Below are 14,090 nucleotides of genomic sequence, written 5' to 3'. Positions count from 1 at the left end.
AAATGGTTGAAAGAATAATAGACCTAAGTGTAAAAAACCGTTTTATTGTAATTTTTATTACTCTACTATTAGCTTTTGGCTCAATATATGCTATAAAAAATACAAGTTTAGATGCTATTCCTGATTTATCAGCAAATCAAGTAATAATTGAAGTTGAATGGAGTAATCAAAGTGCAAAGACAATAGAGGAGCAAATATCATATCCACTAATTTCAAATCTTATGAGTCTTCCAAAAATAGAGACAATAAGAGCCATGAGCAGTTTTTCAACATCTATGATATATGTAATTTTTAAAGATGGAGTTGATTTATACGATGCTAGAAGTAGAATTTTAGAACAACTATCAACTTTGCAAGGAACATTTCCTGCTCTTGCAAAAGTAAAATTAGGTCCTGATGCTTCAGGTGTTGGTTGGGCTTATGAATATGCACTAAAATCAAAAAATAGAAGCCTTGATGAGCTTAGAACTTTGCAAGACTATTTTTATAAATTTGCACTTTTAGGAGTTGATGGAGTTAGTGAAGTTGCATCAGTTGGAGGATATGTTCGAAACTATGAAATTACTCTAAATCAAGATAGATTAATTCAATATGATTTAGACATAGAAGAGATTAAAGATGCAATTACTAAAAATAATAATGATAGTGGAGCAAGAGTAATACTTGAAAATGGTTATGAACAAATCATTAGTGCAAGAGCATATTTAAAATCAAAAAAAGATATTGAAAATATAACTATAAAAACTCAAAATAATATCCCTTTGAAAATAAAAGATATAGCAGAAGTTAATCTTACTTCAAATGATAGAAGAGGTATTGCTGAGTTAAATGGTGAAGGTGAAGTTGTTGGAGGAATTGTAGTAACTAGATATGGTGTTGATGTTCATAGTGTAATTAAAAATGTAAAAGCTAAATTAAATTCGCTTAATATTGATGATGTTGAAATAGTTGAGGTTTATGATAGAACCTCTTTGATTGATGCTGCAATTGATACTTTAAAAAGAACTTTGATTGAAGAGTCTATTATTGTTATGTTAATAGTTGCAATATTCTTGTTTCATTTTAGAAGTGCTTTAATTATAATTATTACCCTTCCTTTAACTGTAATGATTAGTTTTTTACTCATGAAGTTATTTAATATTGGCTCAAATATTATGAGTTTAGGTGGAATTGCAATTGCAATTGGAGCTATGGTTGATGCAACAATTGTAATGGTTGAAAATGCTCATAAACATCTTCAAGGAAAAGAAAATATAACAGAAGAGGAGAGGATAGAGATAATATTATCTTCTGCAAAACAAGTTGGACGACCTATTTTCTTTGCCCTACTTTTGGTTGTAGTATCATTTTTACCTATATTTGCACTAAGTGGACAAGAAGGAAAACTATTTTCACCACTTGCATTTACAAAAACATTTGCAATGCTTTGTGGGGCGATACTTTCAATTACCCTAGTTCCTATTTTGATGATATATTTTATAAAAGGTAAAATCATTCAAGAGGATAAAAATATCTTAAATAGTTTTTTTATAAAAATTTATTCACCAATATTAAAATTGAGTTTAAAATTAAAATACTTGGTGGTTACTATATTTTTTATAATTATAATTTCTGCCTTATATACATATTCAAAACAAAAATGGGAATTTATGCCAACACTAAATGAAGCAACATTTATGTATATGCCTGTAACTCCTTATGGAATTGGAGCTGATTTAGCACGTGAGTTAGCACAAAAAACGAATATGGTTATAAAATCTTTTCCAGAAGTGCAAAATACTTTTGCAAAAGCTGGACGAGCAGCAACAGCAACTGATCCAGCGCCACTTGCAATGATTGAAACAATTATTACTTTTAAACCACAATCACAGTGGAGAGAAGGAATGACTTATAAAAAATTAATTGATGAGATGGATAAAAAACTTCAAATTCCAGGACTTATAAATACATGGACATATCCAATTAAAGGTAGAATTGATATGTTACTTACAGGAATTAGAACACCTTTGGGAATAAAACTTTATGGTAAAGATTTAGAAGTTTTACAAGAAGAGAGCTCAAAAATAGAGAACATATTAAAAAAATATGAAGGCTCTATGAGTGTTAGCGCAGATAAGATAAATCAAGGATATTATTTAAATATAAAAATAGATGATGAAGAAATAAGCAGATATAACATAAGCAAAAACACTATTTTAGAAACTTTAAGTATAGGAGTTGGTGCTGAGCAATTAACTCTCTTTTTAGATAATTTAGAGAGATATCCAATAAGCTTAAGGTATGAATCAAAAGATAGAGAAGATATAAGGGCATTAGAAAATCTACAAATAAAAACTAATCTAGGATTTAAACCACTTAAAACATTTGCCACTTTGTCTTATGAAGAGAGTCCTTCAATAATACAATCGGAAAAAGCACTTAAAGTTGCTTATGTTTATATTAGCCCCAAAAGTGATTTTTCTATACAACAATATAAAGATGATGCAAATAAACTTTTAAAAGATTTAAAACTTCCAGATGGTTACTATTTTGAGTGGTCAGGACAAAGTGAGTTTTTACAACAAGCAATGTCAAAATTAAGCTTTATTGTCCCAATAGTTTTAATGTTTATATTCATTTTAATTTATATGGCACTAAAGAATTTAAAATATACATTGATAATATTTTGTACACTTCCTTTTGCTTTAAGTGGTGGAGTATTTTATATAGAATATTTAGGATTTAATATCTCTATTGCTGTTATTGTTGGATTTATGGCACTTTTAGGAGTTGCTGCTGAAACTTCTATAGTTATGATGTTATATTTAGATGAAGCATATAAAAATATTAAAGAAAAAAGAGATTATGCACTAAAAGAGGCGATATATCATGGAGCTGTTTTAAGACTTCGACCAAAGCTGATGACACTTTTTGCAATACTTGGAGGACTTATCCCTATTATGTATATAAACTCTATTGGAAGTGAAGTTATGCAAAGAGTTGCTGCTCCTATGATTGGTGGGATGCTGAGTTCAACTATTTTAACTTTAATTATAATTCCTGCTATTTTTTATTTAGTAATATTAAAAAAAGATAAAATAATTGATTAATAATTGATTAATTATAGAAATATAGAATTAAACTGTTAATAAAAAATAAAGGAGATAGAATGAAAATATTATCAAAAGTTGCGAGTGCTATGATTTTATCAACAGGTTTACTAATGGCTTCTTCATATAGTGTAGATAATGCTCACTCAAATGTAGGATTTACAGTAAAACATATGATGGTTACAAATGTTCATGGTAAATTTACATCTTATGATGCAAAAGTTGAATTTGATGATGCTACTAAAACATTTAAAAAATTAGTTGCAAATATTGATACTAATTCAATTGATACAGGAATTGAAAAAAGAGATAATCACTTAAGAAGTGATGATTTTTTTGCTGTTGAAAAGTTTCCTAAAATGACATTTGAGATGACATCTTATAAAGCAGATGGTGATGATGGAAAAATGACAGGAAATTTAACTATTAGAGGAATTACAAAACCAGTAGTTTTAGAAGTTGAAGATATCTCTGTTTTAGGTGATAAAGTTGGTTTCGTTATTGAAGGAAAAATTAATCGTCAAGATTTCGATCTAAAATGGAACAAAGCTATAGAACTAGGTGGTGTAGCAGTTTCAGATGAAGTAAAAATAAAAGTTGATATTGAAGCTAAAAAACAATAAATAAATACAAAGTAGGATTAACCCTACTTTGTAATTTAATCTCTTGGATAGTTATCGATTATAAAATCTATATCCTTATCCCCTCTTCCACTAAGATTTACCAAAATTGATTTTCCGCTATTATCTTTTGCCCATTTCATAGCAAAAGAAACAGCATGAGAAGATTCAAGTGCTGGAATAATTCCTTCACATCTTGAAAGTGTATAAAATGCTTCAACAGCCTCTTCATCACTACAAAGTCCCACTTTAGTTCTTCCAATGCTATTTAAATATGCATGTTCAGGACCAACAGATGGATAATCTATCCCACTTGCTATTGAGTGAACAGGAGCAGGTTCTCCATTTTCATCAATTAACATAATAGAGTTAAATCCATGCATAACTCCCTCTTTTCCATAAGTTATACTTGAACTATGTTCACCTAATTTAGAGCCTTTTCCAGCTGGTTCAATAGCATATAAATCTACACTATCTTCAATAAAAGCACTAAATATTCCCATAGCATTACTTCCACCTCCAACACAAGCAGCTATTGCATCAGGGAGTTTTCCAGTCATCTCAAAAAATTGCTCTTTTGATTCAATACCAATAATACTTTGAAAATCTCTAACCATTTTTGGAAATGGATGAGGACCAACCACACTTCCTATTGCAAACATTTGAGTTTTTGTATCTTTTAAATAACTCTCAAAAGCACTATCAACTGCCTCTTTTAAAGTTTTTAATCCTTTTGTAACAGGTATTATTTTAGCACCTAAGATTTTCATTTTTACAACATTTGGATGCTCTTTTTTAATATCAACTTCACCCATATGTATTTCACACTCTAATCCAAAATAAGCAGCCGCAGTTGCTAACGCAACACCATGTTGCCCTGCTCCTGTTTCAGCTATAACTCTTTTTTTACCCAAATATTTTGCAAGTAAAACCTCTGCCATACAGTGATTTAGTTTATGAGCTCCTGTATGATTCAAATCCTCTCTTTTTAGATAGATTCTTGCACCCCCTACCAAATTTGATAAATTATTACAATATGTAATTGGAGTTGGTCTTCCTTGATAATATTTTCTAATTTTTTTTAGCTCATTTATAAATTCAAAATCATTTGATAATTTATTATAAGCTTCATTTATCTCATTAAATGGAAGTTCAAGTTGTGGTGGAATAAAAGATCCTCCAAATTTACCAAAATATCCATTTTCATCTGGGAAACTTTGCAAATAAGGCTTTTGTTTCTGCATTTAAGTACCTTTCAAATAAAATACAAAAATATTATCATATTTTAAATAATTTTAGGGGTACATATGAAGATAGTTTTTTTTGGTGTTGGCGCTGTTTGTAGTGTTATGGCAACTTTGTTGGATGAACTTTCTAATAAAAGTAAACAAAAAGATATAAATTTTGTATTTGTGGTAAGAAATATAAAAAAAGCTCAAGGTCATTTTTTCAAAAATAGTAATATTTTGAATAAATCAGATTTTTTGGAGATAAAACATTTTGAAGAAATTTTTGAATATAGTAAAAAATATGAAAAATATCTACAAAATAGTGATATTTTTATAAATAGTTCTACTCCATCTTTTAATCTACCTATTATGAATTTATCTTTGAAATACAATACAAATTATGCTGATTTGGCAAGTGATATTTATAAAGATGAGATATTATCGACACTTAAATTTGATCAACAAAATTTAGAAAATGAGTTTAAATATAAAAATTTATTTGCTTTAATAAATCTTGGGATTTCTCCTGGAATTACAAACTTTTTAATCGGTGAAAAAATACACTCTTTAAAAAACCTTCCTTATGAAGTTAAGATTAAAAAATTAGAGATTAACCTTTTAGAAGAGATTCAATCAAAAAAATTAATCTTTTCGTGGTCACCAAAAGTAGCTATTGATGAGCTTGCATTTCCTCCAGTTTTTTACAAAAAGAATAAACCAAAAACTATTGAACCATTTTCAAAATCAAAAGTATATAAATTCCCATATTTTAGAAATATTGTCGATATTTATCCAGTTTTTCAAGAGGAGTTAATATCACTAAAACAAAGTTTTCCTCAAATTGAAAATTTAAAACTCTTTGTTGGTGGAAGTGAAATTGAATTAATGAAAAATTTATACCAGCTAAATTTATTCTCAAATAAATATTGCTATGAAAACAGTGATTCAAAAATATCAATTAATACAATTATAAAAAATATAGTCCCAAAAATGAAAACTCCTGAAATTGTTGAAGATTATATAAAGAAAAAAACAATCAAATATGCTGAATTTTCAGCAGTTGCTGATATATATTTAGAAATTTTATATCCTCAAAATGATAAAAGAATAAGTACTATAGAATCAGTTGGTCTATCTTTTAACAAATATACTGAACTTGTAAAAACAGCATATTCAGGTTCAACTTATGTATCTTATCCAACAGGAGTTGCAGCTGGAATTTTAATTTACTACTCATTATTAAATAAAAAAAGGTTAAGCGGAGTAATTTTAAGTGAAAACCTTCCAGAACTTTTTGAACATACTGTAAATGATATTATAAAAAGAGAGTTAGGAAACTATAAAATAAATCTAATAAACCAAATTAAATAGTTCTAAAATATAAATAAGATAAAATTATGGTTTATATAAATATTATAAATAATTTTAAAAGAAGAGTTTTATGCAAAAAGATATTTTTAGACCATTTTTAAATGAAAATAGTGATAAACTTAATTTTCTTAGATATAACACAATAGGTAAAAACAAAGATAAATATTTTGATTTCACAGCCTCAGGTCTTGCTTTTAGACAAATTGAAAATAGAATCCACGAAGTTTTAGAAACTTATGCAAATACACACTCAAAAGAGAGTAGTAATGCAAAAATTACTACTAAATATTATGAGGATGCTAGACAAACTTTACAAAAAAGTTTAGAAATTGATGATAGTTTTGCTATTTTACCTTGTGGTTCTGGAGCAACTGGTGCTATAAAAAAACTACAAGAGATTTTAGGAGTTTATATTCCACCAAAAACAAAAGAGAGGCTAAAAGAAAAAGGTCTAAAAATGGATAAAAAGTCTATGCCTTTGGTAATTGTTGGACCCTATGAACATCACTCAAATGAGGTTAGTTTTAGAGAGAGTTTGGCACAAGTTAAAAGAGTGAAACTTAGAAAAGATGGTCTAATAGACCTTGAACACTTAGAAAATATATTAGAAAAAAATAAAAATCGTGAAATTATAGGCTCTTTTACAATAGCTTCAAATGTAAGTGGAATAATAACTTGCTACAAAAAAATATCAAATCTTTTGAGAAAATATAAGGCAACTGTCTGTTTTGATGCAGCTGCAAGTAGTTCGTACATGAATATTTCATCATCATATTATGATGCACTATTTTTATCTCCTCATAAACTTTTAGGAGGTGTTGGATCTTGTGGAATTTTGGTAGTTAAAAAATTTTTAGTAGATACATCTTTACCACCAAGTTTTGCAGGTGGTGGAACGGTAAAATATGTAAATAAAAGTTATCAAATATATGAAGAACAAATAGAAGTAAGAGAAGATGCTGGAACTCCAGCAATTACACAATTTATAAGAGCTGCTTTGGCATATAAATTAAGAAATGAAATAGGCTTTGAATTTATAGAAAGTAGAAAGAAAGAGTTATATTTATATCTATTAGAAGAGCTAAAGAGTATACAAAATTTACTTATTTATGGAAATAAAAAGAGCCATAATATTGGTATTGTATCTTTTAATATAAAAGATTTTAATCCTTACACATTGTGTGAAAAACTTTCAAATAGTGGTTTCCAAACTAGAGCTGGTTGTTCATGTGCTGGACCTTATGGACATGATTTACTGGGACTTAAAAAAGTATCTATGAAAAATCGACCAGGATGGCTTCGAGTTGGAGTTCACTATATTCAAACAAAAGATGAAATTAAAGCTTTGGTTGATGAGATTAAAAATAGTTTGATTTTATGACTATATTTTTAAATAAAAGTGATAGATACAAACTATTAATTATCTATTTAAAAACTATTAACTCTAAATATTTATAATTTCCTTATGAGTTTTATGATTTTCTTTTTAGTTTATTTTGTTGCATTTTTTCTTCAGACCTATACTATAAAAAAAAGATTTATAAATAAACTAAATTTTAGTCTTAAAACTAGGAAGTATCTTGGCTTTGCATTATATTTAACATTTTTTGGTGCTTTATTGTACCCAATGGCTAGATACTTTCCACTAGTGCCAAACTGGCTCTATTTTCTCCTTTCCCTACCAATTGGGGTGATTTTTTTAACATTTATAATAACAATTTTTCACGATATCACCTCAATTTTTTTCAAAAAAATTTTCAAAAAATCAAAAATATCATCACAAAGAAGAAATTTTTTCAAAAAAACTTTTGATATTGGTGCAACTTCACTAATTCTTGCAACAAATCTAAAAGCGATTGACAATGCAAGAGATATTGAACTTGAAGTTGTAGATGTAGAGATTAAAAATTTAAAAAAACCATATAAAATAATACAACTAAGTGATATCCATATTGGTGGATTAATAGATAAAAAATTTATAGAAGATTTAGTAAAAAAAGTAAATATTTTAAATGGTGACCTTGTTGTTATAACTGGTGACCTTGTGGATACTAAATTAGAATTTGCAAAACCAGCCTTAGATGAATTAAAAAATATAAATTCAAAATATGGAACATACTTTATAGTTGGAAATCACGAGTATTTTCACGGGGTTACTCCTATAATTGATTATATAAATAATCTTGGAATTAAAGTTTTAGAAAATGAATCTGTATATATTGGTGATGAAAATATTGGGTTTAATCTAGCTGGAGTTTATGATAACTTTGGTTTTAAATATGGGTCATATATTCCAGATATTAATAAAGCCTTGGAAAATTGTAAAAGCTCTCCAACAGTTCTTTTAGCTCATCAACCAAAATTTATTAACTCGATTTCCAATACATCAAATATTGATCTGATTTTATGTGGACACACTCATGGAGGACAGATTTTTCCATTTAATTTCTTAGTAAAACTTGATCAACCTTATGTAAAAGGTTTAAATATACACAATGAAACAACTCAAGTATATGTAAACAAGGGAACAGGATTTTGGGGACCACCAATGAGACTTGGTGCTAGTAGTGAGATAACTATTTTAAATCTAAAAGAGGCAAAAGCCTAAGCTTTTACCTCTTATTTAATCTCTATTGATTTTTTAGATACATCATCTTTAAGTTTAGGAATAACTATTTCTAAAACTCCATTATCACTTTTTGCTTCTATATTTTCAATATCTACATTATCTGGAAGTGTGAAACTTCTTGAAAATTTACCAAAATATGTCTCTATTTTATAGTAATCTTCTTGTTTTACCTCTTCTTTAGTTTTTCTTTCACCACTTATAGTTAAGATACCTTTGTTTAAATCAACTTTTATATCTTCTTTTTTTACACCTGGTAAATCGACATCAACATGATATGCAAACTCACCTTCTCTTGTATTTACAGTTGGTACAAAAGCTGTAACACCTTCATTATTTCCAACTTGTGTATATAAATTTTTCTCTATCTCTTTTAACTGTTTAAATGGGTCAAATTTTGTTAATAACATTGTGAACTCCTATTAAAATATTAAGCTTGATAGTACTTCTATCAAACTGCTGAAATTTTATCATAAATATTAGCACTTGTCAAGATAGAGTGCTAATTTAATCTACATCATACCACAACCACCCATCATTCCAGTTTTGAAAAATCTTGCAGTTACTGTATCCATACTTTTTATATGATTTATAAGCCAATTTATTACATCATATTCAATATAGTTTTTAAGTTTCAATATATCTTTGCTTTTCTCAAAATTATTCCAAACTGCTTTTATCTCCTCTATATTTGCATCATGTTCACCTTTATGAAATGGATATGCAAAAAAACCTCTTTTTACCATCTCCTCTTCTTCAGTTGCAAAATGGTTTACAGTATGTTCAATCCACTCTTTATATTTCATTTTTAGATTTTCAAAATTTTCTAAAGAACTATCTTGATTATAAAGTTCTATATTTTTATAAAGATCATTTATTAGATCAACATCCTCATAGTGAGTCTCATTCATAAAATCCATATCAACAATTGGTAAGTTATTTTTATCTATTAACATTTTAAATCCTAAAAAATTTTTGTGATAGTAACTATTTACATATTATTTTATGTTGATTATAGTCAATTATATTCCAGCTCCATCTTCAAAACTTCTTAATTTTCTTGTTCTAATTCCTACTATATCACCTTTTTTTATATTTTTATCACTAAATTCATAGTGTGCCAACTCAACTAAAACAACTCTTTTTTCATCATTTAAGTATGTAAGTTCAACTTTTACAAATGAACCAGCAAGTTGAATATATTTTACTTTTGCATGAATTATTGCTTCACTATCATTTATATCTACAATTTCTAACTCATGAGGACGAATAAGATACTTATTAGCTGTTATATCTTCTAAATTAGCTCCATCTTCAATCTCTCTTGCGTGAAATAGATTTACATTTCCTAAAAAGTTTATTACAAACTCATTTTTTGGATTATGAAATACATCTTCAGGAGTTCCTATTTGCTCAATTTTTCCTTTGTTTATTACAACAATTCTATTTGCAACTTCCAAAGCCTCTTCTTGGTCATGAGTTACCAAAATAGTTGTAATTCCAAGCTCCTCTTGAAGCTCTTTTAACCATCTTCTTAAATCAGTTCGCACCTTTGCATCAAGCGCACCAAAAGGTTCATCAAGTAATAATACTTTTGGTTCAACTGCCAAAGCTCTTGCCAAAGCGACTCTTTGTCTCTGACCACCTGAAAGTTGCCAAGGAAATCGTGAAGCAAATCCATCAAGTTGGATTAGTTTTAAAAGTTTTGTAACTTTCTCTTCTATCTCTTTGTTGCTAAGTCTTTGTTTTTTAGGTTTTACTCTAAGTCCAAAAGCTATATTTTCAAATACAGTCATATGTCTAAATAGAGCATAGTGTTGAAATACAAACCCTATATCTCTATCTTTAATATCTTTTTTAGCCACATCAATATTGTTAAATAATATCTCACCTTTATCTACGTTATCAACCGTTTCAAGTCCTGCAATCATTCTTAAAAGTGTTGTTTTCCCACTTCCTGATGGTCCTAAAAGTGCTAATAATTCACCTTCAACAATATCTAAATTGATATTTTCCAATGCTTTGAAATTTCCAAAATATTTTGTTAAATTTTTTACTTCTATTTTCATTTTTTATTTCCTACTTTATTCTTCATTATCTAATTTTTTAATTTTTCTCTGCACTTTCCACTCTAAAATATATTTTAAGACAAGAGTTAAAAGTGCCAATATTGCTAAAAGTGTTGAAACTGCAAAAGCTGCAACAAAGTTGTATTCGTTGTATAAAATCTCAACTTGAAGTGGCATTGTGTTTGTAACACCTTGAATATGTCCTGATACAACTGATACTGCTCCAAACTCTCCCATTGCTCTTGCATTACACAATATTACTCCATAAAGTAATCCCCATTTTATATTTGGTAAAGTAACTTTTAAAAATGTTTGAAATCCACTAGCGCCCAAAAGAAGTGCTGCTTGTTCTTCATCATTTCCCATCTCTTGCATTAAAGGAATTAGCTCACGTGCCACAAATGGAAATGTTACAAATATAGTTGCAAGTACAATTCCAGGAACTGCAAAAATTATTTGAATATCGTTTTCTATTAAATAGTGTCCAAACCATCCTTGTGCTCCAAAAAGTAAAACATATACAAACCCAGAAATAACAGGACTTACAGCAAAAGGCAAATCAATCAAAGTTATTAAAAAACTTTTACCAAAAAAAGAGTATTTTGCTATTGCCCAAGATGCACATATTCCAAAAATTACATTTAGTGGTACTGCAATGGCTGCAGTTATAAATGTAAGTTTTATTGCACTTAACACATACTCATCATTAAAACTTAAAAAATATGCTTCATAACCTTTTCTAAATGCTTCTACAAATATTGTAATCAAAGGAACTACAAGCATAATAAGCAAAAAAGCTACTGCTAAAAAAATTAATGAATATTTTACTAATCTTGATTCTGTTTGTGAACTTTGTGAATTACTTATAGTTTTCATATTGCCTCCATTCCTTTTCTTCTTGAACTCCATCTTTGTAAAATGTTAATTAAAAGCAACATCACAAAAGAGATTAAAAGCATCACAACTGCAATTGCTGTTGCACCTGCAAAATCATACTGTTCAAGCTTTGTAATAATCAAAAGTGTGCTAATCTCTGTTTTAAATGGCATATTCCCAGCTATAAAAACAACAGACCCATACTCACCTAAAGCTCTTGCAAATGAAAGTGCAAATCCAGTTAATACAGCTGGAAAAATTGTAGGAAGTATCACTTTATAAAAAGTTTGCCATCTGCTTGCTCCTAAACTTGCACTTGCTTCTTCTTGCTCAATTTGAATCTCCTCAAGAGCTGGTTGAACTGTTCTTACAACAAAAGGAAGCCCAATAAATATTAAAGCAATTGTAATCCCAATAGGTGTAAATACTATTTTAATTCCAAGTGGCTCTAGAATTTGCCCAAACCAACCAGAACTTGAATATAAAGTTGTAAGTGCAATACCTGAAACAGCTGTTGGAAGAGCAAAAGGTAAATCAACAATTGCATCAAAGACTCTTTTCCCAAAAAATGTATATCGCACCAAACACCAAGCAACAATAACTCCAAAAATTGTATTAATAAGCGCAGCTATTAGTGAAGTTACAAAAGTTAGTTTATAACTAGCTACCACTCTTGAATCTGTTGAGGCACTTATAAAAGCATCAAATCCCATACTAAAAGCTTCAGTAAAAAGTGCAATTAGTGGAATGATTACAATAATACTTAAATAAAATATCGTATATCCCATAGTCAAACCAAAACCTGGAATTGGTGAATTTGGTCTTTTTAATATTCCAAAATTTAATCTCATTTAAACCCTTTTTATATAACACACACTAAATTAGTGAATGTTAAAATTAAACAAAAAAATAGATGATTAAATTAATCATCTATAAAATTGGTGAATTATAACTATTTCTTTTTTATTTGTCAAGAATTATAGTCTTAACTCTTTAATATTTTTAGGCTCATCAAATAAATATCCCTGAAAATAATCAATCTCTAGCTCTTTACAAGTTTTAAAAATCTCTTTTGATGATATAAACTCAGCAACTGTTTTTATACCAACTTTTTTCGCAAAAAATACTATTGCTTCAACAACTGCTTTAGCAGAAAGAGATTTATTTATATCTTGAATAATAGAACCATCTAATTTTATAAAATCGGCTTGTAATTTAACCAAATATGAAAAATTTGAGTAACCAGTTCCAAAATCATCAATTGCAATTTTTACACCTAAATTTTTAACTATTTTTATAAAAGATACTAATTCTTCTATATTTTCAACACCTTCGCTCTCTGTTATTTCTATAGTTAAAAAGTAACCAACATCATGTTCACATATTTTTTGAATTAAAAAATCACAAATATCTTTTTCCAAAATATCACTAATCGATAAATTTATACTAAACTCTATATTTTTACCCTCAAAAAATTCAAATGATTTTTGAACTACTTTTTTTGTTATTTCACCATATAAGTTTATTTTTTTTGCTCTATCTATAAAAAAATAAGGAGATACTATCTCTCCTTTGGTATCTTTCATTCTTACTAATATTTCATATTTTTTATCATTTTGATTACTTATTGATTGTGCAAATATTTCAAATCTATCTTTTTTTATAGCTTGAATAATTTGTGCTTCCCAATATAAATCTTGCTCAATTGTTAAAGAGTTTGGATGACATACTTGATGTTGTTCACTATCAAAAATTACGAGATTGTGTTTTAAGACTCTTGTTTGTTTTAGCGCAAATTCTGCACAAAATAGAAGTTCTGGATAGTTTATAGCAACTCCAGCTCTTAAGGGAATATATACTTTATGCCCATCTAGTTCAATTGGTGAGTATCCAAAATGCCAAGTAGTTGCTTTTATAGTTTGAATAAATCTCTCTTTTGAAATATCTTCACTTGCAGTTGCAACAAAAATATCTCCACCTAAATAGTACATCTGACTATTTTCAAATCTCTCTTGAAGTCTTACAGAGATTATTTTTAATATCTTTTCTCCAAAATCATATCCATAGTAGTGATTTATATTTCCAAAACCACTTATATCAAATATTACAAGTTTATTAAAAAAGCCATTTTCTACATCTTTTAAAAAAGCTTTTCTATTGGGTAGTAAAATCTCATTATTTTTACTCTCTTTCTTTACCACATTTAGCTC

At 28.2% G+C, this 14,090-nt stretch carries 12 protein-coding genes; 5 read left to right on the top strand and 7 right to left on the bottom strand.

What is annotated here, in order from left to right; translation table 11 throughout:
• Positions 1–2 precede the first annotated feature (2 nt).
• Both AC5LG6_RS03285 and AC5LG6_RS03280 read left to right on the top strand, forming a co-directional pair.
• Positions 3–3,089: an efflux RND transporter permease subunit gene (locus AC5LG6_RS03285; RefSeq protein ID WP_498585692.1), complete on the top strand. Its 3,087-nt coding sequence runs from the start codon at positions 3–5 to the stop codon at positions 3,087–3,089.
• Between the two features lie 59 nt (positions 3,090–3,148).
• A complete protein-coding gene (locus tag AC5LG6_RS03280; protein ID WP_498585691.1) occupies positions 3,149–3,712 on the top strand; it encodes a YceI family protein in 564 nt (187 codons plus the stop codon).
• 35 nt (positions 3,713–3,747) lie between these two features.
• Here the strand turns inward: AC5LG6_RS03280 and trpB are convergent, their stop codons facing one another.
• Complete coding sequence (trpB, locus tag AC5LG6_RS03275) at positions 3,748–4,953, bottom strand: tryptophan synthase subunit beta (RefSeq protein ID WP_498585690.1); 1,206 nt, start codon at positions 4,951–4,953, stop codon at positions 3,748–3,750.
• A 63-nt stretch (positions 4,954–5,016) separates the two neighbouring features.
• On the opposite strand from trpB, the gene AC5LG6_RS03270 reads away from it, so the two are divergent.
• The 3 genes from AC5LG6_RS03270 (at position 5,017) to AC5LG6_RS03260 (ending at position 8,917) form a co-directional block, all read left to right on the top strand.
• Positions 5,017–6,309, top strand: coding sequence for a saccharopine dehydrogenase C-terminal domain-containing protein (locus AC5LG6_RS03270; protein WP_498585689.1), 1,293 nt, complete (start codon positions 5,017–5,019; stop codon positions 6,307–6,309).
• 70 nt (positions 6,310–6,379) lie between these two features.
• Positions 6,380–7,690: an aminotransferase class V-fold PLP-dependent enzyme gene (locus AC5LG6_RS03265; RefSeq protein WP_434246171.1), complete on the top strand. Its 1,311-nt coding sequence runs from the start codon at positions 6,380–6,382 to the stop codon at positions 7,688–7,690.
• Between the two features lie 309 nt (positions 7,691–7,999).
• The gene (locus tag AC5LG6_RS03260) at positions 8,000–8,917 is read left to right on the top strand and encodes a metallophosphoesterase (protein ID WP_498585688.1); all 918 of its coding nucleotides are present in this window, start codon (positions 8,000–8,002) and stop codon (positions 8,915–8,917) included.
• An 11-nt stretch (positions 8,918–8,928) separates the two neighbouring features.
• Here AC5LG6_RS03260 and AC5LG6_RS03255 read toward each other — a convergent pair whose 3' ends face one another.
• From AC5LG6_RS03255 to AC5LG6_RS03230, 6 genes are all read right to left on the bottom strand, one after another.
• Positions 8,929–9,345, bottom strand: coding sequence for an Hsp20/alpha crystallin family protein (locus AC5LG6_RS03255; RefSeq protein ID WP_066156012.1), 417 nt, complete (start codon positions 9,343–9,345; stop codon positions 8,929–8,931).
• 102 nt (positions 9,346–9,447) lie between these two features.
• Positions 9,448–9,891, bottom strand: a complete 444-nt coding sequence (locus tag AC5LG6_RS03250; protein ID WP_066359677.1) for a hemerythrin family protein — start codon at positions 9,889–9,891, stop codon at positions 9,448–9,450.
• A gap of 66 nt (positions 9,892–9,957) precedes the next feature.
• Positions 9,958–11,004: a sulfate/molybdate ABC transporter ATP-binding protein gene (locus AC5LG6_RS03245; protein ID WP_186984678.1), complete on the bottom strand. Its 1,047-nt coding sequence runs from the start codon at positions 11,002–11,004 to the stop codon at positions 9,958–9,960.
• A gap of 15 nt (positions 11,005–11,019) precedes the next feature.
• Positions 11,020–11,880 carry a sulfate ABC transporter permease subunit CysW gene (cysW, locus tag AC5LG6_RS03240; RefSeq protein ID WP_498585687.1) on the bottom strand — a complete coding sequence of 287 codons (861 nt, stop codon included), beginning with the start codon at positions 11,878–11,880 and terminating at the stop codon, positions 11,020–11,022.
• The gene (cysT, locus tag AC5LG6_RS03235; RefSeq protein WP_498585686.1) at positions 11,877–12,731 is read right to left on the bottom strand and encodes a sulfate ABC transporter permease subunit CysT; all 855 of its coding nucleotides are present in this window, start codon (positions 12,729–12,731) and stop codon (positions 11,877–11,879) included. The genes cysW and cysT overlap by 4 nt, the downstream gene beginning before the upstream one ends.
• A 126-nt stretch (positions 12,732–12,857) precedes the next feature.
• Positions 12,858–14,081 carry an EAL domain-containing protein gene (locus tag AC5LG6_RS03230; protein ID WP_434270036.1) on the bottom strand — a complete coding sequence of 408 codons (1,224 nt, stop codon included), beginning with the start codon at positions 14,079–14,081 and terminating at the stop codon, positions 12,858–12,860.
• Positions 14,082–14,090 lie beyond the last annotated feature (9 nt).

Source organism: Arcobacter thermotolerans (genome assembly GCF_983172305.1).
Note: the sequence above shows the minus strand (reverse complement) of the source record. Positions and strands in the feature narration are given on the sequence as shown.